Annotated in this window: 17 protein-coding genes; 8 read left to right on the forward strand and 9 right to left on the reverse strand. The window is 70.0% G+C overall.

Annotation, left to right across the window (positions count from 1 at the left end; all coding sequences use genetic code 11):
• Nucleotides 1-24 precede the first annotated feature (24 nt).
• From AC50X9_RS12175 to AC50X9_RS12185, 3 genes are all read left to right on the forward strand, one after another.
• Entirely contained in the window at nucleotides 25-672 is a 648-nt protein-coding gene (locus AC50X9_RS12175) for a DUF4232 domain-containing protein (RefSeq protein ID WP_494893939.1), read from the forward strand.
• A 132-nt stretch (nucleotides 673-804) separates the two neighbouring features.
• The gene (locus AC50X9_RS12180; RefSeq protein WP_494893941.1) at nucleotides 805-5,988 is read left to right on the forward strand and encodes an Lhr family helicase; all 5,184 of its coding nucleotides are present in this window, start codon (nucleotides 805-807) and stop codon (nucleotides 5,986-5,988) included.
• The gene (locus tag AC50X9_RS12185) at nucleotides 5,981-6,859 is read left to right on the forward strand and encodes an Fpg/Nei family DNA glycosylase (protein ID WP_494893943.1); all 879 of its coding nucleotides are present in this window, start codon (nucleotides 5,981-5,983) and stop codon (nucleotides 6,857-6,859) included. The genes AC50X9_RS12180 and AC50X9_RS12185 overlap by 8 nt, the downstream gene beginning before the upstream one ends.
• A 242-nt stretch (nucleotides 6,860-7,101) precedes the next feature.
• Here the strand turns inward: AC50X9_RS12185 and yczE are convergent, their stop codons facing one another.
• Nucleotides 7,102-7,734 (reverse strand): membrane protein YczE, encoded by a 633-nt coding sequence (gene yczE, locus AC50X9_RS12190; protein ID WP_494893945.1) that lies wholly within the window; start codon nucleotides 7,732-7,734, stop codon nucleotides 7,102-7,104.
• A gap of 61 nt (nucleotides 7,735-7,795) precedes the next feature.
• Between yczE and yczR the strand changes: the two genes are divergently transcribed.
• Complete coding sequence (gene yczR, locus AC50X9_RS12195) at nucleotides 7,796-9,322, forward strand: MocR-like transcription factor YczR (RefSeq protein WP_494893947.1); 1,527 nt, start codon at nucleotides 7,796-7,798, stop codon at nucleotides 9,320-9,322.
• Between the two features lie 254 nt (nucleotides 9,323-9,576).
• Here yczR and AC50X9_RS12200 read toward each other — a convergent pair whose 3' ends face one another.
• Both AC50X9_RS12200 and AC50X9_RS12205 read right to left on the reverse strand, forming a co-directional pair.
• Complete coding sequence (locus tag AC50X9_RS12200; protein ID WP_494893949.1) at nucleotides 9,577-10,269, reverse strand: SRPBCC family protein; 693 nt, start codon at nucleotides 10,267-10,269, stop codon at nucleotides 9,577-9,579.
• A complete protein-coding gene (locus AC50X9_RS12205) occupies nucleotides 10,262-10,948 on the reverse strand; it encodes a helix-turn-helix domain-containing protein (protein WP_494893951.1) in 687 nt (228 codons plus the stop codon). The genes AC50X9_RS12200 and AC50X9_RS12205 overlap by 8 nt, the downstream gene beginning before the upstream one ends.
• A 226-nt stretch (nucleotides 10,949-11,174) precedes the next feature.
• Between AC50X9_RS12205 and AC50X9_RS12210 the strand changes: the two genes are divergently transcribed.
• Together AC50X9_RS12210 and AC50X9_RS12215 are read left to right on the forward strand one after the other, a co-directional pair.
• Nucleotides 11,175-12,167, forward strand: a complete 993-nt coding sequence (locus tag AC50X9_RS12210; RefSeq protein ID WP_494894001.1) for an RluA family pseudouridine synthase — start codon at nucleotides 11,175-11,177, stop codon at nucleotides 12,165-12,167.
• Nucleotides 12,168-12,381: 214 nt separating this feature from the next.
• Entirely contained in the window at nucleotides 12,382-13,008 is a 627-nt protein-coding gene (locus tag AC50X9_RS12215; RefSeq protein WP_494893953.1) for a DedA family protein, read from the forward strand.
• A gap of 8 nt (nucleotides 13,009-13,016) precedes the next feature.
• On the opposite strand, the gene AC50X9_RS12220 is transcribed toward AC50X9_RS12215, so the two are convergent.
• The 4 genes from AC50X9_RS12220 to AC50X9_RS12235 all read right to left on the reverse strand — a co-directional run bounded on the left by AC50X9_RS12220 (nucleotide 13,017) and on the right by AC50X9_RS12235 (nucleotide 17,477).
• On the reverse strand, nucleotides 13,017-13,322 hold the full coding sequence (locus AC50X9_RS12220) for a hypothetical protein (RefSeq protein WP_160667988.1): 306 nt from the start codon (nucleotides 13,320-13,322) through the stop codon (nucleotides 13,017-13,019).
• A gap of 65 nt (nucleotides 13,323-13,387) precedes the next feature.
• Nucleotides 13,388-16,213 carry a phosphoenolpyruvate carboxylase gene (gene ppc / locus AC50X9_RS12225; RefSeq protein ID WP_494893955.1) on the reverse strand — a complete coding sequence of 942 codons (2,826 nt, stop codon included), beginning with the start codon at nucleotides 16,211-16,213 and terminating at the stop codon, nucleotides 13,388-13,390.
• A gap of 112 nt (nucleotides 16,214-16,325) precedes the next feature.
• Nucleotides 16,326-16,712 carry a hypothetical protein gene (locus AC50X9_RS12230; RefSeq protein WP_494893957.1) on the reverse strand — a complete coding sequence of 129 codons (387 nt, stop codon included), beginning with the start codon at nucleotides 16,710-16,712 and terminating at the stop codon, nucleotides 16,326-16,328.
• Nucleotides 16,713-16,796: 84 nt separating this feature from the next.
• Nucleotides 16,797-17,477, reverse strand: coding sequence for an NADPH-dependent F420 reductase (locus AC50X9_RS12235; RefSeq protein ID WP_494893959.1), 681 nt, complete (start codon nucleotides 17,475-17,477; stop codon nucleotides 16,797-16,799).
• A 156-nt stretch (nucleotides 17,478-17,633) separates the two neighbouring features.
• Between AC50X9_RS12235 and AC50X9_RS12240 the strand changes: the two genes are divergently transcribed.
• Nucleotides 17,634-18,245 (forward strand): TetR/AcrR family transcriptional regulator, encoded by a 612-nt coding sequence (locus tag AC50X9_RS12240; RefSeq protein ID WP_494893961.1) that lies wholly within the window; start codon nucleotides 17,634-17,636, stop codon nucleotides 18,243-18,245.
• Entirely contained in the window at nucleotides 18,242-19,099 is an 858-nt protein-coding gene (locus AC50X9_RS12245; RefSeq protein ID WP_494893963.1) for a DUF1684 domain-containing protein, read from the forward strand. The genes AC50X9_RS12240 and AC50X9_RS12245 overlap by 4 nt, the downstream gene beginning before the upstream one ends.
• A gap of 24 nt (nucleotides 19,100-19,123) precedes the next feature.
• On the opposite strand, the gene AC50X9_RS12250 is transcribed toward AC50X9_RS12245, so the two are convergent.
• Complete coding sequence (locus AC50X9_RS12250) at nucleotides 19,124-20,263, reverse strand: acyl-CoA dehydrogenase family protein (protein ID WP_494894003.1); 1,140 nt, start codon at nucleotides 20,261-20,263, stop codon at nucleotides 19,124-19,126.
• 83 nt (nucleotides 20,264-20,346) lie between these two features.
• On the reverse strand, nucleotides 20,347-21,189 hold the full coding sequence (locus AC50X9_RS12255) for an SDR family NAD(P)-dependent oxidoreductase (RefSeq protein ID WP_494893965.1): 843 nt from the start codon (nucleotides 21,187-21,189) through the stop codon (nucleotides 20,347-20,349).
• Nucleotides 21,190-21,309: the final 120 nt, after the last annotated feature.

Raw genomic sequence — 21,309 nt, forward strand, 5'->3', positions numbered from 1 at the left:
CAGGAAGGGGATGAAGGTGGTGCCATGACGGCTCAGCGAATCACGAACAGACTGGTATTCACGACGGCGGCAGCCGTGGCAGCGCTTTTCCTCGCCGGCTGCGGCGGCGGCACGCCGCAGGCCCAGACATCCAGCACCGCGGCGTCCCCGCTCGCCACCACTTCGAGCCAGCCGGCCACCTCCGCGGCCCCCGCCGCCACCAGCGCCCCCAGCGCCTCGGCCACCGCGCCGGCGCAGCCCGCGCCCGCCGGTCCCGGACTGTGCAAGGCCTCCGGCCTGGCGGCCACGATCGATTCCACCGGCGGCGGCGCCGCAGGCAGCGTCTACATGAAGCTGATCCTGACGAACTCCGGCGCCGAGCCGTGCCTGCTGAGGGGCTTTGCCGGCGTCTCCCTCACAGCCGATGCGAACGGCGAACCGATCGGCGCCCCCGCCGCACGTGACGAGGCCACACCCGCCGCCGACGTACTGCTCGCCCCCGGCCAGGCCGGAACCGCCACGCTCCGCTACACGCAGGCCCGCAACTACACGGACTGCACCGTCGTTCCGGCGGCCGGCTTCCGGATCTACCCGCCGGAGGATACCGCTTCGCTGTTCATCGCCCAGCCCAGGGACGCCTGCAGCAATCCGGGAACCAAACTGCTCACCATCGGCGTCTTCCAGGCCTCCTAACGCCCTGCGCTTCCGCCCCCTGCCCCGGGGGCGTTGCGCCCCGGCCCCGCGGACGCCGGGTGGCTGTCCGCCGATCCCTGACCCGCAGCCGAGCCGCCATTTCGTGTCGGCGGGTTAAGGCATGATGGAGGAATGAAGGGGCAGGAGCTCGCCGGCGGGACACTCGCGGCCGACGCCATGGACCGGTTCAGCCGGCCGACCCGGGACTGGTTCCTGGGTGCATTCGCTGCGCCCACTCCCGCCCAGGACGGCGCCTGGAACGCGATTTCCTCCGGCGCGCACGCCCTGGTGGTAGCCCCCACGGGCTCCGGCAAAACCCTGGCGGCCTTCCTCTGGGCGCTGGACAGGCTGCTCGTCTCGGCCCCCGCCGCGCCCGAGGGGCTGCCCGGCCTGGAGACGGTGAAAGGCGCCCGGCGGAAGACGCCCAAGCGCAAGACCCGGGTGCTCTACATCTCCCCGCTCAAGGCGCTGGGCGTCGACGTCGAACGCAACCTTCGCGCCCCCTTGATCGGAATCACCCAGACCGCCAAACGGCTCGGCCTGCCCGCGCCGTTGATCACCGTGGGCGTCCGCTCCGGCGACACCCCGGCGTCGGACCGCCGCTCGCTGCTGAGCAGCCCGCCTGACATCCTGATCACCACGCCCGAATCGCTGTTCCTCATGCTTACGTCCAAGGCCCGGGAGACCCTCAGCGAGGTGGACACCATCATCGTCGACGAGGTCCACGCCGTCGCGGGCACCAAACGCGGCGCGCACCTGGCCGTGTCGCTGGAACGCCTCGACGCCCTGCTCCCGAAACCCGCCCAGCGGATCGGGCTTTCGGCCACCGTTGAGCCCAAGGAGCTGGTGGCACAGTTCCTCGCCGGCTCCGCACCGGTGGAAATCGTCGCCCCGCCGTCGAAGAAGACCTGGGACCTGACGGTTTCCGTCCCGGTGGAGGACATGTCCGATCTGCAGGGCGCCGCCGGGGCGTTCGACTCCGGCCCCGCGTCCGGGTTGCAGCCGCAGGCCTCGATCTGGCCGCACGTGGAGGAGAAAATCGTGGATCTGGTGCTGGCCAACCAGTCCACGATTGTGTTCGCCAACTCCCGCCGGCTCGCCGAACGCCTCACCGCCCGGCTCAATGAGATCTACGCCGAGCGGCAGCTGATGGCCGAGGGCGGCGGCTGGAACGAGTTCGGCGCAGCTGCCCCCGACTTCGAGGCCGCGCCGGCGGGAGCACCGACCGGCGGCGCCCCCGCGCCGCCGCGCCTCAACTCCGCGGCAAGCTCCGCGCTGCCAACCTCCACCGCCACACCGGCCCACATGATGGCCCGGGTCGGCAGCACCGCGGGCGCCGATCCGGTCCTGGCCCGGGCCCACCATGGCTCAGTTTCCAAAGACCAGCGGGCACTGATCGAGGACGACCTGAAATCCGGCCGGCTGCGCTGCGTCGTGGCCACGTCCTCGCTGGAACTGGGCATCGACATGGGCGCCGTGGACCTCGTGGTGCAGGTCGAATCCCCGCCGTCCGTGGCCAGCGGGCTGCAACGGGTGGGCCGCGCCGGACACCAGGTGGGCGAGATCTCGCAGGGCGTGCTGTTCCCCAAGCACCGCGCAGATCTGGTGCACACCGCCATCACGGTGGAACGGATGCTCGCCGGGAAGATCGAACGCCTCTACGTGCCCGCGAATCCCCTGGACATCCTCGCCCAGCAGACCGTTGCGGCCACGGCGCTGGGCGCCATCGACGTGGAGGAATGGTTCTCCACCGTCCGGCGGTCAGCGCCGTTCGCCTCACTCCCCCGCTCCGCCTTCGAGGCCACCCTGGACCTGCTCGCCGGCCGCTACCCCTCCGACGAATTCGCCGAACTGCGGCCCCGGATCATCTGGGACCGCAACGCCGGCACCATCGAGGGACGCCCCGGCGCGCAGCGGCTGGCCGTCACTTCCGGCGGCACGATCCCGGACCGCGGGCTCTTCGGCGTCTACATCATCGGCACCGAGGTCGAAGGCACCGGTTCCTCCGGCACTGCCGGCTCCGCCAGCGCCGGCGGACGGGCCGCCAGCCCGGCCGCCGCCGCCGCGAAGGGCGGCCGGCGGGTCGGTGAACTCGACGAGGAAATGGTCTACGAATCCCGGGTCGGTGACGTGTTCGCCCTGGGGGCCACCAGCTGGAAGATCGAGGACATCACCCACGACCGGGTCCTGGTCTCCCCCGCCTTCGGCCAGCCGGGCAAACTCCCGTTCTGGAAGGGCGACTCGCTGGGCCGGCCCGTGGATCTGGGCCGCGCCCTCGGTGCGTTTGTCCGCGAACTGTCCGCGTCCGACGTCGGGCCGGCGATGGAACGCTGCAAGGCCAGCGGCCTGGACGATTTCGCGGCCAACAACCTGATCCAGTACCTCGCCGAGCAGAAGCTGGCGACCGAGGTGGTCCCCAGCGACACCACCCTGGTGGTGGAGCGTTTCCATGACGAACTCGGCGACTGGCGGGTGGTGCTGCACAGCCCGTTCGGCATGCCGGTGCACGCGCCGTGGGCCCTCGCCATCGGGCAGCGGCTGCACCAGCGCTACGGCATGGACGGCTCCGCGATGGCCGCCGACGACGGGATCGTTCTGCGTGTGCCGATGATGGAGGACGAGCCGCCCGGGGCAGAACTGTTCCTGTTCGACCCGGAGGAGCTCGAACAGATCGTGACCGCGGAGGTCGGCGGCAGCGCCCTGTTCGCCTCCCGCTTCCGGGAGTGCGCCGCCCGGGCCCTGCTGCTGCCCCGGCAGAATCCGGGCAAGCGGCAGCCCCTGTGGCAGCAGCGCCAGCGCTCCGCGCAGCTGCTCGACGTCGCCCGGAAGTACCCCACGTTCCCGATCGTCCTCGAGACCGTCCGCGAATGCCTGCAGGATGTGTACGACCTTCCGGCGCTGAAGGACATTGCGGCGTCCATCGAACGGCGGGAGCTCCGGATCCTGCAGACCACCACCCAGCAGCCCTCGCCCTACGCCAAGTCCCTGCTCTTCGGGTACGTCGCGCAGTTCCTGTACGAGGGCGATTCCCCGCTCGCCGAACGCCGGGCCGCAGCGCTGGCGCTGGATTCGACCCTCCTCAACGAGCTCCTCGGCCGCGTCGAGCTGCGCGAGCTGCTCGATGCCAAGGTCATTGACGCCACCGAGCGGGAGCTGCAGCGGCTCGCGCCGGACCGGAAGGTGCGCGGGCTCGAGGGGGTCGCGGACCTGCTCCGCCTTCTCGGTCCGCTGACTCCGGAGGAAGCCGCCGCCCGGCTCGAAACGGCAGCCGACACTGCACCCCCAGCCGGGCTGGGTCCGGTTGCCGAGCCGGGTCCCGCAGCGGAGGCTGCACCGGCGGACGCTGCACCGGCCGACGGGCAGGTGGTCGAGCGCGCGGCCCCCGTCGCCGCTGCCGCACCCCTCGCCGATGCCGCCGCGCATCTGGCGGCGCTGCAGCGCGCCAACCGCGCCATCAGGGTCAACATCGGCGGAGCCGAGCGCTACGCCGCGGTGGAGGACGCCGCCCGGCTGCGTGATGCGCTGGGCGTGCCGCTGCCGATGGGTGTGCCGCTGGCCTTCATCGAGCCGGTCGCCGATCCGCTCGGCGACCTCGTCTCGCGCTACGCCCGCACGCACGGCCCGTTCACGTCCGCCGAGGCGGCCACCCGGCTGGGCCTCGGCGTCGCCGTCGTCGCCACTGCGCTGAAGCGGCTCGCGGCGGACGGCCGGGTGGTGGAAGGCGAGTTCCGTCCGCATGCCTTGCCCCCGGCCGCACCCGCTCCGGCGCCGGAAGCCGACGACGGCGACGGCGACGGCGACGGCGACACGGCGTCCAGCCCGTCGTCGGGCACCGCCGGCACCGCCGTGCCCCTGCCCCCCTCGCTGGCCGGCGTCAGCGAATGGTGCGATGCCGAAGTCCTGCGGAAGCTCCGCCGGCGTTCGCTCGCCGCGCTGCGCGCCGAGGTCGAGCCCGTGGATGCCGCCGCCTACGGACGTTTCCTGCCGGCCTGGCAAAACGTTCGGATCCCCGGCAAGCGCGGCCAGTCGGCGCTGCGCGGGCTGGACGGGATCGTCACCGCCGTCGACCAGCTGTCCGGGGTGCCCATTCCGGCGTCCGCCTGGGAACCCCTGATCCTCGCCAGCCGGGTGTCCGACTACCAGCCCGCGATGCTCGATGAGCTCATGGCGGCCGGCGAAGTGCTCTGGTCCGGTGCCGGCGCGCTCCCCGGCAACGACGGCTGGATCAGCCTGCACCTGGCAGATTCGGCCGAACTGACCCTGAACCCGGCCATCGACTTCGAGCCTGGCGACTCCCAGCAGCGGCTGCTGGACCACCTGCGGAACAACGGCGGCGGCTACTTCTTCCGGCAACTGACCGAGGTCGCCGGCGGCATGGACACGGTGCTCAGCGACCAGGACGTTGTCACCGCGCTCTGGGACCTTGCCTGGGCGGGCCGGATCACCGGCGACACCTTCGCCCCGGTCCGGGCCATGATTGCCGGCGGCCACACCGCGCACCGGCAGGTCGCCCGCGCACCGCGCGCCCGCGCCCCCAGGATGAGCCGGCTGGGGCGCGCCCACGGCACCGGTCTGCTCGGATCCCCCGGGCTGACCGGCGGGCGGTACGGAGCCGTCACCGGCATGGCGCCCACCCCCCCACTCGCTGCAGGGCGCTGGTCCGCCCTCCCCGACCCCGAACTCGATGCCACCATCCACGCCCGGGCCACCGCGGAGCTCCTTCTTGACCGGTACGGCGTGGTCACCCGTGGTTCGGTCATGGCGGAGAACATCCTGGGCGGTTTCGGCCTGATGTACAAGGTCCTGGCCCGGCTGGAGGAAGCCGGCCGGTGCCGGCGCGGGTACTTCATCGAGCACCTCGGCGCGGCGCAGTTTGCTGTTCCGGCGACGGTGGACCGGCTGCGCTCCTATGCCGAAGACACCCAGATCCACAAACCCGAACCGGTGGCCCTGGCCCTCGCCGCGACGGACCCCGCCAACCCCTATGGCGCCGCCCTGCCCTGGCCCGCACTGAACGTCGAAGCAGGCACCGGCCACCGTCCGGGCCGGAAGGCCGGTGCCCTGGTGGTGCTGGTCGACGGCGCCCTGGTCCTGTACGTGGAACGCGGCGGCAAGACCCTGCTGGCGTTCAGCGAGGACCCGGAGGTCCTGGCCGCGGCCGGCGCGGCCCTGGTCAGCGTCGTCACCCGCGGCGCGGTGGACAAACTGATCATGGAAAAGGTCAACGGCCACGGCATCCTGGACACCCCCATCGCCGCCGCCCTTGCCCATGCCGGCGCCTACTCCACGCCCAAGGGACTGAGGATCCGTGCCTGAGGGCGACTCGGTCTTCCGCGCGGCCGCCCAGCTTCATGCAGCGCTGGCGGGCCGGCAGCTGATCTCCTCCGACTTCCGGGTGCCGCGGTTCGCCACTCTGAAACTGGACGGCTGGAAGGTGACCGAGGTGGTCCCGCGGGGCAAACACCTGCTTATGCGGCTGGAGGGTCCGGCCCGGCTCGGTGACGGCGGCACGGCCGAACCGGACCGGCTGACGATCCATTCCCACCTCAAAATGGAAGGCTCCTGGCAGGTTTACCCTCCGGGTGGCCGCTGGCGGAAGCCGGGATTCACTGCCCGCTGTGTGCTGCGCACCGCTGCGGCAGACGCCGTCGGGTTCGCGCTCGGCATCCTCGAAGTGGTCCGCACCTCCGAGGAAGACTCCGTCGTCGGCCATCTGGGACCGGACCTGCTCGGTCCCGACTGGGATCTGGCCGAGGCCGAACGGCGGATCCGTGCCGCGCCGGAGGTGCCGATCGGCGTCGCCCTGCTGGACCAGCGGAACCTCGCGGGGATCGGCAACATCTACCGCTGCGAGGCCTGCTTCCTCTCCGGAGTGCACCCGGCGGCCCCCGTTTCGGCGGTGCCGGACGTGGCGGCCATGATCACCGATGCCAAGTTGCTGCTGGAGGCCAACCTGGGGGCGGGGCGCCGGACCACCGTCCTGAATCCGAGAGGCGTGACCGTGGGCCGCACCTCTGGGCTGCCCGGCTACTGGGTCTACCGCCGCGAACACCAGCCGTGCCTGAAGTGCGGAACCCCGGTGCGGCGCGGAGTCCTCGCCCGCGCCACCGGAACCGAGGAGCGCGACATCTACTACTGCCCGAAGTGCCAGCCAATGCCAGTCACTGGCACCGGCCCGGCAAAGTGACGTTCACGACGCGGGAACGGGCCTGCGACGCGCAAAATATCTGAGGCACACCGAATTCGGGCGTCGAGCTGGGATCTGCGCGTCGCGGGGGAATTACCGCATCGTCAACGTCCGGGGCCGGATGCGGCGGCAGCCCGGCTCTACGGGCGCGCTACGGGCCCGGTGCTCGTGGCGCTGGCTCAAGCTCGGGCTCCGTCTCAAGCTCGGGCTCCGTCTCAAGCTCGGGCTCCGTCTCAAGCTGGTTAGGGTGCGACGACGGCCGGATCGGCTGCCGCCACCGCCAGCGCGGGCTTCGTCGATTCGGGAACGGTGAACCGCGGCAGCAGGAGCTGCACCAGCGGGCCGATCGCCAGGGCGTAGAGCACGGTCCCGATACCGACGGAGCCGCCGAGCAGCCAGCCCGCAGCCAGGACCACGATTTCAATGCCGGTCCGGGACGTCCGGACGGACCAGCCCGTGCGGCGGGCGAGTCCGGTCATCAGCCCGTCGCGGGCACCGGGTCCCAGCCGGGCCCCGATGTAGCAGGCGGAGGCGATTCCGTTGAGCAGGATGGCCCCCGCGAGCATGCCGGCCTGCCCGCCGAGGTGGGAGAACTCGGGGATCAGGGCCAGCCCGACGTCGGCGAAGACGCCCACCAGCACGGCATTGCACAGCGTCCCGAAACCGGGCCACTGCCGCAGCGGGATCCACAGGAGCAGCACGAGGAAGCTGACGATCACCACGACGGTGCCGATGCTCAGCCCGGTCTTGACCGCGAGCCCCTGATGGAACACGTCCCAGGGGTCCAGGCCGAGACCGGCCCGGATGAACATGGCCAGGGATACGCCGTACATGGCGAGTCCGATAAGGAGCTGAAGCAGCCTGCGGGTCATCATGGTCCCCATCCTCTCGGACAACTGGCCTTGCATTCCATAGCCAGTTTGAAATACTGGCCATATGTCCGGATCCCTGAACCCCAGTGCGCTGGCGCGCCTGCTCGGCGAGTGGAACCTCGGTGCCGCCCCCGCCTACCGGGAGCTCGCCGACGTCGTCCGCCTTCTGGTCCTCGACGGCCGGGTGCCGCTGGAGATTGCGATGCCCAGCGAACGGGCGCTGGGCGCGACCCTGGGCATCAGCCGGACGACCGTCACTGCCGCCTACTCGATACTGCGCGACCAGGGCTTCCTCAGCAGCGGCCAGGGCAGCCGCAGCCGGACGCGGATCCCGCGGACCAGTCCGCCCGGGGGCCTGAGCGGCAACGCCGTGGCCCATCTGTCCGGGGCTCCGGGCCTGGCCGCTCCGGACGGAATCCTCGACCTTGCCTATGCCTCGCTGCCGGCCAGCGGGGAGGTGGTGCACCGGGCGTTCGCCTCCGCCCTGACCGAACTGCCGGCGCTGCTGCCCGGCTTCGGCTACGACGCGCTCGGCGTGAACGCCCTGAGGGAGGCCATCGCGGGCCACTATTCCGCGGCCGGGGTGCCGACCACGGCGCAGCAGGTGCTGGTGACCTCCGGTGCGCAGCACGCACTGAACATCGTGTTGCGCACCCTGGCCGGCCGGTCGGACAAGGTCCTGGTGGAGCACCCAAGCTACCCCCATGCGATCGACGCGATCCGGGCTGCGGGCTGCCGGCTGGTACCGGTCGCAATGCCCGCCGCCCCCGCCTACGCCCGCTCGGACACCCGCTCGGGGTCCCGGTCCGGGGCGCGTCCCGGCTGGGACCTCGAGGCGATCGAGGCCTCGCTGCAGCAGCAGCGGCCCGCGATGGCCTACGTTGTTCCGGACTTCCACAACCCCACCGGGCGGTTGATGTCTGATTCCCAGCGGCGCCGGCTGGTCCGGGCTGCCGCGGCAGTTGGCACGGTCCTCGTCGTCGACGAGACGCTGCGGGAGTTGAACCTCGACGGCGTTGCCTCCACGCCGATGGCCGCCTTCAGCCCCGCTGTGGTCTCCATCGGTTCCCTCAGCAAGTCTCATTGGGCCGGACTGCGGACCGGCTGGATCCGTGCCGACGAATCCCTCATCCAGCGTTTCGCCGCCGCCCGCACCACCATGGATCTCGGCGGTCCGGTGGTTGAACAGCTCGCCGCGGCCCACCTGGTCAATGCACTCTCCGAGCCGCTCCCGGCACGGCTCGCCTCCCTGCGGGACAACCGGGACGCCCTGCTGGACCTCATCGCCCGGCGACTGCCCGGCTGGCAGAGCGAACGGCCCGACGGCGGCTTGTCCGTGTGGTGCCGCCTTCCAGCCCCGATCAGCACCGCACTCGCCGTGGTGGCCCCGGACTTCGGCGTCCGGCTCGCAGCCGGGCCCCGGTTCGGGACAGGCGGCGCCTTCGAGCACCATCTCCGGGTGCCGTTCACACTGCCCCCGGAACAGCTCGAAACCGCGGTGGCGGCGCTGCGGTCTGCCCAGGACAGGCTGGAGGCCTCCCCGCAGTTGCGGCGTAGCCTTGGAGCCCCGCCCGCAGCGGCCATCGCCTGAACCGGCGCCAGCAGGTCAGTGCAGCCCCGAGCTCTCGGGCCGACCCCGGGCACGTGCGCGGCCCTGCGACGCGGGCAATTCTTTATGAGGCGCAAAACTACTGGCGCGCCCGGATTCCGGTGTCGTCAGGACTCCCGAGTGTCGCACTGGATTTCCGGTGTCGCCGGGCAGTTTGCGACTCGTCGCCAGGCCCGCGGGGAAGACCCCGGTGGCAAGCGGCTGATCGACAACGCTGCCGGGGTGCGTGGCCCAGCCTAGGCGTAGACCTTCTCGAGGAAGCCGCCCCAGGCCTTCGCCATGGCGCCGGAATCACCGCTGCCGCTGAAGTCGTGGACCGTCATGCCGACTGTGGCGCCGAAGGCATTGCGGCCGAAGAACCGGTACAGCGCTCTGGCAGTGCGCAGGCCAAGGAAGTTTGCATTGGCGAAGTCCACTTCGCCCGAGAGCTTCCCGACGCCGTCGAGCTCAAGCTCCACGGTGCTGCCCCGCGCTATCCCCTCGACGCCCAGGGCCTTCTTGAGCCGGACAAAGCCGTCCGGTGCCGCCGAGGCGGAAGGTGCCTGGATGTCGGTGAAGTCCACCGGCCTGCCGTCAAAGTGCTTCAGGTACTGGCCGAGGGTGTGCAGGTAGAACTCGGTGTGCTTGCTGGCGCCGTCATACTGCTGGTCCCAGTCCTCGGCGATGATGCCGCTGTGGACATAGTGCAGCCGGGCACGGCCGCCGTCGACCGGTTCCAGCACGTGTTCCAGCTGGTTGAACCAGCCGTCCGGACCCTCCATGCGGGACACCAGGTGGCGGGGGTAGTCGTCCACCGTCCGCACGGCCGGCCATTCGTCTGTGGGGAACATCCATGCCGGGGTGCCTGCGGTGACGGCCTCCCAGACCCGCTCGGGGGTGCCGGGCAGTTCCGTGTCGACGATGATTTCGAAGTTCCGTTTGTCAGTCATTGTCCTGCTCCTTAGCTGATGGGTTCTTGGGTGATGCCTTGGATCGTGTCTTGAGCGACGGGTGAAGCGCGACGACCAGGCGGTGCCTGCGGCCGCCGCCCGCGGTGGCACCGGGCTCCGGGGCGGCCGCGGTGGCGCCCGGATCCGCGGCACCCGGTCCGCCGTCGTGGTATTTGCCCACAAGCCGGGTCACCGCGACGCCGAGTTCCTCGGCGAAGGCGGCACGGTCCGAGGCGGTACGGAAGGTAACCTCGCCGTCGATCGCGAAAGTGGCGAGTTTCTGCTTGGCCGCCGCCGCGCCGGCGATCAGCTGGCCCATTTCCTGGACCATGCGGCTGGCGAGCGCCAGCAGCCAGAAGGCCGAAAAGCGGTCCGAAAACCTGTGCGGATCCGGAGCCACAGAGGCCAGTGCCGCCGGGGAAATCAGGTAGGAGGCGGCGCTAGCGCGCAGGATCCGCTCCGTGACGTTGCCCTTGCGGCGCTCCTCCACGAGTTCCACCAGGCCGTGCCGCTCCAGCGCCCTGAGGTGGTAGTTCACCTTCTGCCGGGGCAGTCCCACTTTCGCGGCAAGCTGCGTGGCCGATCCGGACTGGCGGAGTTCCATCAGGATACGGGTCCGGATGGGGTCCAGGGATGCCTCCGCCGCGGCCGGGTCTTCGATCACTTCGATGTCCAACATGCTTCCAGTGTCTCTACCGACAGTTTTATTTGTCAAGAACGTTTTTACCGTCGGTGATCTGCTGCGCCGGGTCGCCGGAAGACGTCGGGATCGCGGAAGCTTACCGCGAACTGGCGGGTGTCCGGCGATCTCGCCGCCGTAGCGAACTGGCAGGCTTCCGGCGACCCCGCGGCCGTACACAAGTGCTGGCGCCCGCCCCGGGTCCGGCCAGTAGAATGGACCGGTGATGCAATCCCCCCTGCCCGTGCGCGACGGCGTCAACGCGACCCGCCTCCGCCTCCCGGACGAGGGCCCGTGGAACACCGCCATGGACTACATGATGCACCGCTGGGGCCATATCGACCCCCAGGGCATCGAGGACCGCTTCGACGCCGGGGAGATCGTGGGCGAGGCCGGTATCGCGCTGGACCGCGCCACCCCGCTGCGGAACCACACCTTCATCTGGTACTACCGCACGCTGCCGCCGGAAACCCGGATCCCGGTGGAGCTGGACATCCTGCACCAGGACGAACACCTTCTTGTGGTGGACAAGCCGCACTTCCTGCCCACCACTCCCGGCGGCACCTACATCCAGGAGTCGGCGCTGGTGCGGCTCCGGAACCAGCTGGATTTGCCGGACCTCATTCCGATGCACCGGCTGGACCGTATGACCGCCGGGATCCTGCTGCTCTCCACAAATCCCGAGACCCGGGGCAAGTACCAGGTGCTGTTCGAGAAGCGCCAGGTCCAGAAGGAGTACGAGTGTGTAGCAGCCGCCGAGCCGGCTCCCGGGCACCCGGCCGTTGATTTCCCGGCGGTGGTCCGGAACCGGATGACCAAGTCCCGCAGCTACCTGCTTGCCGAGGTGATCGACGGCGAGCCCAACGCCGAGACCCGGATCGAGCGGCTGCGGACCCTTGACGGCCCCCAGTCACCGCGCGGCGCCGACGTTTCCTCCCCGGAAACGCCCGTCGCAGAGACCCCCTCCGGTTCCACCGGGCGCCGCGCCCTCTACCGGCTGGAACCGCACTCGGGCAAGACCCACCAGCTCCGGGTGCACATGGCCACGCTGGGGCTGGGGATCGTCAACGACGCCTTCTACCCCGACCTGCTGGACAAGGCGCCGGACGATTACGCGAAGCCGCTCCAGCTCCTCGCCCGCGGGATCCGCTTCGTGGACCCCATCACCGGCAGGCCCGTGGAGTACCGCAGCGGGCTGAAGCTCAGCGAGGCCAGCTAGCACAGCGAGCCCGGCCCCGGGTTCCGCCGGCCCCGACCCGCCAGGCACACCCACAGTGACGGGCGCAGGCTGGCGCCCGACCCGTCGACGGAACCCTTCCGGGCACGCCCCGTCGAGGGGACCGTTCCGGGCACGCCCCGTCGAGGGGACCGTTCCGGGCACGCCCCGTCGACTCGGGAAGGGCGCCGGGCCGGAAGTGCGGTACCTTGTGCCCATGGACTTCGGCAGTGCGGACAGCTGGGGGGACACGATCTATTTCTGGATCATCCCGATAGTCATGGGCGATGCCATTTTCCCGCCCATCCCCTCTGAAATGGTCGTCATCACCGGCGGCGCCCTGTCCGCCGAGGGGCGCGCCAACGCGTTCCTGGTGGTGTTTGCCGCCGCGGCGGCTTCCTGGCTCGGCGACATTCTGGTCTTCCAGCTCTTCAAGCGCCGCCTGAGCCATGTCCTGGACCGCTGGCGGTGGGGCCGGGCGTTCCATCGGGCCGTGCACACCGCGATCGGGAAGGCCGGCCGGTCAACCGCCTACGGGGCGATCATCGGGATCCGCTTCATCCCCGGGGGACGGCTGGCGACAACAGCCGCGGCGGGCATCGCCAACGTGTCCACACGTGGTTTCAGCCTCTGCGCGGCCCTGGGCGGCCTGCTCTGGGCTGTCTGGTCCGTCGGTCTCGGCTTTGCCACTGGCGCCGCCACCGGGCTGCCGTTCTGGGCGAGCTCACTGATCGGCGTCGGCGTCGGCGTCGTGATCGGCGCCGTCGTGGGCGTGATAGTCACGCGCAAACGCGGCAACCGCTCCCCGGTGGTGGACGGCCCCGAAGAGGAACTGGACTTCTGAGGCAGCGCCTACACGGGCGCCCAGCGGCCGCGGTTGCGGCGGAGCACCAGCAGGTTTCCGGTCACCGCAACGCGTTCGACGGCGTCGCGCATCATCGCTGCCGACTCCAGCGCCTGGCGGTTCTCGCCGCTGTAGGACGTGGGCTCGACGAGGAAGCGCAGGTTCAGCTGCGGCACCCCGCCTGCCAGGTCGAGCTGGTTCGCCTCAACATGGTGCCGCGTCTCCAGCGCCTCGACGGCGGCAGCCATCACGGCCTCCGGCGGGTTGCCCGGCTTAAGCCCGGTGATCTTCAGTCTGGTCTGGAACGACGGCATGCACCAACCCTATCGGGACCATCGTTGGACCCGCGGCAGCCCCGCTGAAGGCCCCGCGGCGCGGATCAGCCGGTGTTGCGCAGGCCTGCCGCCACGCCGTTGACCGTGATGAGCATGGCCCGCTGGAGGCGGTCGTCGATCTCGGCGTTGGGCATGCTCTCCCCGGCCCCGGCCCCGGCCTCGGAACGGATGCGGCGCAGCAGTTCCACCTGGAGGTAGCTGATCGGGTCCAGGTACTGGTCCCGGATCTCCAGGGAACGCTTCAAGGTCGGCTGCGCGTCGAGCAGCAGCTCCTCGCCGGTCAGGTTCTGGATCTCGGCGACGGTCAGCTCGAATTCGGCCCTGATCGCACCGAACAGGTGGTGCAGCTCCTCGGGAACCAGCGTGGAGACGTAGTATCCGGCGATGTCCATGTCCGTCTTCGCGAGCGTCATTTCCACGTTGGAGAGAACCGACCGGAAGAAGTGCCAGCCGTCGATCATCTCCACCAGCTCCGCCGAATGGCCGGCCTCTCGGGCAGCCTTCAGCCCGGATCCCACCCCGAACCAGCCCGGAACAATCTGCCGCGACTGCGTCCAGCCGAACACCCACGGGATGGCCCGCAGGCCTTCGAGTCCGGCGCCGGAATCGGGGCGCTTGGACGGCCGGGAGCCGATGTTGAGGGAGCCCAGCTGTTCCACCGGGGTGGACGCCATAAAGTACGCCGGCAGGTCCGGGTTATCGATCAGGGTCCGGTACCGGGCGAAGGCGGCGTCGGAAATGGCCTCCATGACGTGGCCGTAGCGTTCGCGCTGGTCCTCCGAGGTGCGCGGCGTGCGGTGCAGCGCGGACCCCTGCATCACCGCCGCGAGCGAGAGCTCCAGGTTCTCGCGGGCGAGCTCGGGCAGCGAGTACTTGTCCGAAATGACCTCGCCCTGTTCGGTGAACTTGATTTCGCCTTCCATCACCCCGTTCGGCTGCGCCATGATGGCGTCGTAGGTCGGCCCGCCGCCGCGGCCGACCGAGCCGCCGCGGCCGTGGAACAGGCGCACCCGGACACCGTGCTTCGCTGCGATGTCGCGGAGTTTGCGCTGGGTTTTGTGGATCTCCCACTGGCTGGTCATCACGCCGGATTCCTTGTTGGAGTCCGAGTAGCCGAGCATGATTTCCTGCACGTCACCGCGCAGCCGGACCAGCTCCCGGTAGGAGGGATCGGAGAGCAACTGGTCCACGATTTCGGCCGAGACCCGCAGTTCCTCCACGGTTTCCAGGAGCGGCGCGAAGCCGATCCTGGCATACGGGGCTTCGCCGAAGAGGCTGACCAGCCCCGCCTCGCGGGCCAGCACTGCCGCGGCCAGGACGTCGTCCGCGCCGCGGGTCATCGAGATGATGTACGTCTCGATGACGTCCGGACCGTACGTGCGCAGGGCCCGCCGGATCTCGCGGAAGACGTCGTAGGTGCCGTCGGCGACGCCGTCGAGCTTGACCGGGTGGCCGGACAGCGGTCGCCGCGAGGCGAGCTCCGAACCGAGCACCTCGAGCCGCTCGGAACGGCTCAGTTCCGCGTACCGGACACCGGGTCCGCCGAGCCGGTCCATCAGCTGCCCGACGGCGTCGTGGTGGTGGTCTGCGTGTTCGCGGATGTCCAGGGTGGCAAGGTGCAGGCCGAAGGAGGCGATGGTGCGCCGGACCCTGGCCAGGGCGCCGTCGGCGGCGAGCGCGGCGTGGTGGTGCCGGAGCGAGCGGTCCAGCAGGCCGAGTTCGGCGAGAAGCTCCGCGGTGGCAGTGTAGTCCCGGCCCGGCTCGTGCGCCGACCCGGCCGCAACGCGCCGGACGGTGTTCAGCAGCTTGGCCTTGATGCAGGTCAGCTTGAGCCGGTAGGGCTCCTGGGCGTTGAGTTCAAGGACCCGGCGGTCCAGTCCCGGGAGGTTCTCGAGGTCAACGTCGATCGAGTCCAGCAGCTCCTGGTCCGCCCCTGCGAGCGCCGTCGAATTGGACAGGATGGAGATCAGCCCGTCGATCAGGCCGATGCTGATCCGGACGGCATGCTGGTTCTGGATCTGCAGGATTTCACGGGTAACCGCGGCGGTCACGTTGGGGTTGCCGTCCCGGTCGCCGCCGATCCAGGAGCCGAAGCGGATGGGTGCCCTCTCCGCGGGGAGGGTGACGCCGTGCTCGCCGAGCAGCTCGGAGAGGTCCGAGAGCATCTCCGGCAGCGCGTCGCCCAGGATGCCGGTGAGGTAGTAGACCGCATTGCGGGCCTCGTCCACCGGGGTGGGGCGGACCTGGCGGAGTTCGTCCGTCTGCCACATCTGGTCGATCACTTCGGCAAGCTGGCGGTCCTGGCGGCGGCGCGCGGACGTGCCCTCCGCAGTGCTCTCGGCCAGGATATCGGAGAGCCGGCGGACCTTGTCCAGCACGGAGCGGCGGGAGGCCTCGGTGGGGTGCGCGGTGAAGACGGGCCGGACGTCGAGTTCGTTCACGACTTCCTGCAGAACCGAGGGACCGGCCTGGGCCGCAATGTCGGTGACGGCTTTGGCCAACCAGCCGTCCTTTTCCTCCCGGTTCCGCAGCCCGCGGACCCGGTGCACCTGCTCGGCGGCGTTGGCCAGGTGGAAGTAGAACGCGAAGGCACGGACCAGGTCGGTAGCCTGCTCGAGCGGCAGGGAGCCGAGCAGTTCGCGGACCTGGGCCACGACGTCGTACGAGCTCCACGGCCCGGTGGCGTGCGCGCCGCCGCGGGCGGCTTCCTTGGATTCCTTGGTCAGCAGACGCACCTGCTCGACCAGGTCCAGGAGCTCGGGACCGTGCTGGCGGACCAGGGATTCGCCGAGGAGGGTGGACACGCGGCGGACGTCGGCGCGCAGTTCGGAGGCGAGGTCGGTGCCGGAATTCATTGCAGTGTCAGCCATGGAAACTATCTCTCGAAGGGACTTGGCTCGTACACTGCGCTGGATACTGTGAGCCGGGTTACGTTCTTCCTACAGGATGCTACCCGGAGGCCGGGCGGCAGCGGAATCCGTCTCAGATAGTGTCGGGGCCCTTGACTTGGGGCTCCGCAGGTGCGTCCGCGGTCGGTTTCGCAGGTGCCGCCGCGGGTGCAGTTGCGGGTGCCTCCGCGGCTGCCCTGGCAGGCAAGTTGATCCGGCCGCTGTAGGGGTCGCTGTGGTCCGGGCCGCTGCCGGACTCGCTGGCTTCGTGCCGCTGCTGCTTGAGCTCCTCCCGGGCCGCGGCCGCCTCCTGTCGGGCGGGAGCGCCGGTCGCGGGATCCATCATGCCCAGCACGCTGCCGAGGGTGCCGGTGGCACCTTTCGGGTTCCCGCCCCGCCGCAGCGCTGACATCCCCGCCAACGTGAAGCCGACGATCACCGCGACGCAGACGAGAACGGTCCCGAGGATTTCAAGAGCCATGCGACCAGCGTACGCGCGCCGGCACCCGCCCAGCCGGCACCCGCCCAGCCAGGCACCCACCCGTGAAGGCCTACCCGTGAAGGCCTACCGGGCGACTTTGAAATTGAACGCGCCGGTGCCCATTGCGCCCCAGAGCCGCACCCAGAGAGGCAGGATCATTTCGGCGCCGCGGGCGGTGGTGATGTCGCCCAGATCGATGATGTCCCGGTGTCCGAATTCCTTGAGCAGGGCGGCCACGGTCTCCTTGGCGCCCGCGTCGTTTCCGGAGACGAAGACTGAATGGTCGCCCCCGGCCACGGCCGCCGGATCCACCATCACACTGGCGGTCATGGTGTTGAGGGTCTTGACCACTCGGGCATCGGGAAAGGCGCGCTGGATCTGCTCGCCGAGGCTGTCGGTGTTCACCGGGCTCAACGACGGCGGAAACCCGCGGGAGAAGTCCAGCGGGTTCGCGATGTCGATAAGCACCTTGCCTGCCAGGTTTTCCGCTCCCGCTGCGGTCAGCGCCCCGAGGGAACCTGCACCGTTGGTGGCATTGATGACGAGCTCCGCCCCGGCAGCGGCGTCCGCGAAAGTGGCAACCCCGACGCTGCTGTGCGCCGCATGCCAGGCCGCGAAGGCTGGTCCGCCCGTCACACCAGGCTCGGTCCGGGCCAGCGTCGCCTGTGGATCGCGCGTGCCGACCACCACGTCGTGCCCCAGCTCAGCCAGGGCTCCGGCGATCGTGGGGCCAACGCTTCCGGTTCCCATCACTGCAATCCTCATGGTGTCCTCATTCCTTGTTGCAACCGGCGGCCTGCTGCAACCCGAGGCCTGCTACCACCGCCACAGGTAGACAGGTCGGTCTACTGATAAGAGGACGATATCAGACAGACCTGTCTACTACAACCATAGACAGACTTGTCTGTGTACGATGGAACCATGACGCCGCCAGCAGCCAAAGCACCGCCGGCCGCCCGCACTCCCGCCGGCCAGGCCAGGGACAAGATCCTCGCCACGGCCTTCCGTTTGTTCTATGCGCAGGGGTTCCGGGCGGCAGGCATCGACACGATCATCGCCGAATCCGGGGTCGCCAAGGCCACGTTCTACAAGTACTTTCCGGCCAAGGACGAGCTGATCCTGGCCTATCTGGAGAAGGTCGACGGCATCTGGACCGGGCAGCTGCACGCCGCTGCGGAAGCCGCCGGTCCCGACCCCGCGGCCCGGCTCGTCGGGTTGTTCGACGCCCTGGCCAACGCCTGCCGCCGCGACGGCTACCGCGGCTGCGCCTTCATCAACGCCGCCGCCGAGTCTGCCTCCGGAACCCGCGTCCACGCCCGGACCGTGGCGCACAAGGAGCACATCCGGGCCTGGATCCGGGACCTCGCGGCCCAGGCCGGGGCCGGCGACCCGGACCGGCTCGCCCGCAGCCTCACCCTGGTGCTCGACGGCGGCCTGGCCAGCGGCGTGCTCGACGCCGACCCGGCGGCGGCCCTCGCCGCCCGCGAGACCGCTGCGCAACTCGTGGCCGCAAGCCTGGGAAGGAACCCGTGAACACTTCGCCCACCAATCCTGACGCCCTGCTCGCCCGCTGGCAGCGTTTCCGGACCAGCCGCAACGCGGCCCTGGCCGGCGAGTACGGTTGGCTGACCCTGACGTCGTTCCAGTGGCTGGAGAACCGGCCGGCCGCCGTCGAACTCGTCCCCGGGCTCTGGTCCTCGGACGGCACGACGGCGTTCCTCACCGCCGCTGCGGCGGACGGACTGACGCTCGTGGAAACCGGCCAGCCCGTCGACGGCACCATCAGCGCAACACTCTCCGACGAGGAATCGCTACTCTGGGTCCAGTACGGCGGCAGCGACGGCCGGCAGGTTGTGGTGGAACTCGCTATGCGGGCCGGCAAGTATGCCCTCCGCACCCGGGACTCCCAGTCGCCCGTGTTCACGGACTTCGACGGCGTCCCCACCTTCGACTACCGGCCGGACCTGGCGGTCGAAGCCAAGTTCATCCCATATCCGGAGCCCGTGGACGTCCCGATCGGCACCGCCAACCCGCTGGTCGACGGGGTGCACCGATCGGTCGGCGAGCTGGTGTTTCGGCTGCCCGGCAAGGACCACGAGTTCCACCTGCAGGCCGAGGAGGAAAAACTCGGCGCCCTGACGGTGACGTTCCACGATGAGACCAACGGGGCAGCCCCGCCGGACATGGCAACAGCCGAGTGGCGGAAGGTCTCCACCGCCCGGCCCCGCGTCGACGCGCTGGGGAACCGGACGGTCATCCTGGATTTCAACCGGGCCATCAACTACCCCAGCGCCTTCTCCCCGTACGGCACCTGCCCCATGCCGGTGAAGAACAACAGCCTGGACTACCGGATCGAGGCCGGCGAGAAGGAGCCAGCGCTCTTCTAGACGCGCTCTTCCAAAAGCGGTCTTCTAGACGATCGCGGACACCCCGGTCACGGCCCGGCCCACGATCAGCGTGTTGATCTCGAACGACCCCTCGTAGGTGTAGATCGCCTCGGCGTCGGCGAAGATCTTGGCCATCCGGTAGTCGGTGACGATCCCGTTGCCGCCCAGCAGGGACCGGCCCATCGCCACGCTCTCGCGCATCCGGGCGCTCACGTAGGACTTCGCCAGCGCCACCTGCGGCATGTCCGCAGTGCCGCGCTCCTGCAGCTGCGCGATCCGGACCATCATCCCCATGCTCGCCACGGCGTTGCCGAGCATCGTCACCAGCTGCTGCTGGACCAGCTGGAATTTCGCCAGCGGCCGCCCGAACTGCTGGCGTTCGACGGCGTACTGCCGTGCGACGTCGAATGCAGCCAGTTGCTGGCCCACACCCTGCCAGGCGACCATGATCCGCGAGCCGCGCAGCAGCTCGTTGGTGTCCTCGAAGCTGTTGATCCCGGCGAAGCGGTCCGACTCGGCCACCTGCACATCCGTGAAGACAATGTCCGCGTTCTGCACCGTGCGCAGTGCGATCTTGTTCTCGATCCGGCTCCGGCTCACACCGGGCAGGGTCGCGTCCACGATGAAGCCGCGGATGGCCCCGCCGGCCTCGTCGCGGGCCCACACGAGCAGGTAGTCGCAGAACGTCCCGTTGCCGATCCAGCGCTTGGCACCGTTGAGGACCCAGGTGTCGCCGCCGTCGGGCGCTCCGCCGGGAACGCGCCGCGCGACGGTCTCCATGCCGCCTGCCACGTCGGAACCATGCTCCGGCTCGGTCAGCGCGAACGCGCCGGTGGTCCGGAGGTTTGCGGCGTCCTCGAGCAGGCGCGCCTTCTGTTCGTCGGAGCCGAAGCCGTAAAGCGATTCGACAAAAAGGTCGTGGTGGACCAGGAAAAACGTCGCCAGCGAGGTGTCCACCCGGGTCATCTCGGCGATGACCAGCCCGGCGAACAGATGGCTGTAGCCGCGCTGGGCCGGCGCGCTGAGCTCCAGCGCGGCAAGCTTCGGCAGGATGTGGGCGGGGAATTCGGCCTTGTTCCACCACTCACCGGCAAAAGGGGCCACTTCGCGGGCCAGGAACTCCCGCAGTTCTGCCAGCTTTGCCTGTTCCGCGTCGTTGAGCATCGACTCGAAGTCGAAGAAATCGGCAGTCGGCAGTCCGGAGACGGAGTCGGCAGGCGCCGCGGAGCCGGCGAGCCCGGTCCGTATCACTTCGGTCCCATCCGGATCGAGCCGTCGAGACGGATGGTCTCGCCGTTGAGCATGGCGTTGTCCACAATGTGCGCGGCCAGGTTCGCGTACTCCGCGGGGCGGCCCAGCCGGGACGGGTGCGGCACCTGCCGGCCGAGGGAATCCTGCGCTTCCTGCGGCAGCCCGGCCATCATGGGCGTCTCGAAGATGCCCGGCGCGATGGTGACCACCCGGATCAGCGACCGGGCCAGTTCGCGGGCGATCGGCAGTGTCATCGCATGGACCGCACCCTTGGAGGCGGCGTAGGCCGGCTGGCCGATCTGGCCGTCGAATGCGGCGACGGAGGCGGTGTTGATGATGACGCCGCGCTCCGGCCCGCCCAGCGCGGTCACGGCGGGCTCGGTCGCGGCCATTGCGGCCGCGGCGAGGCGGATGACGTTGAACGTGCCCACGAGGTTGATCTGGATGACGCGGCTGAAGGCCTCCAGCGGCAGCACGCCGTCGCGGCCCAGGACCTTGCCGGGGGTGGCGATCCCGGCGCAGTTGACCACGATCCGCAGCGGGCCGAGGTCGACGGCGGCGTCGACGGCGGCCTGCACCTCCGCTTCGCTGGTGACGTCGGCGGGGACAAAGACCGCCCGGTTCCCCGGCTCCGGCGGGATGCCCCCGGGGGTCTCCCCGCCGGTCTTTCCTCCGGCGTTGGCCCCGGCGTTCAGCTCGGCGGCAAAGGCGTCACCGGCGGAACCGGGCAGGTCCACCAGCACCACGGAGGCGCCGGCGTCGAACAGGCGCCGGGCCGTGGCAGCGCCCAGGCCTGACGCCCCGCCCGTAATCAGCGCGACTGTACCTTTGATGTCCATGCATCCTCCTTGACGTGGAACCGCCCCCACGACACTGTGTGCAGCGTCACGAACCGGGAACATTAGTTAGTGAATGTTAACTGGAATATGGGCTTTCCGCACCTCCGCCCCGCCCCTACT

The sequence above is a fragment of the Pseudarthrobacter sp. HLT1-3 genome, assembly GCF_059383535.1.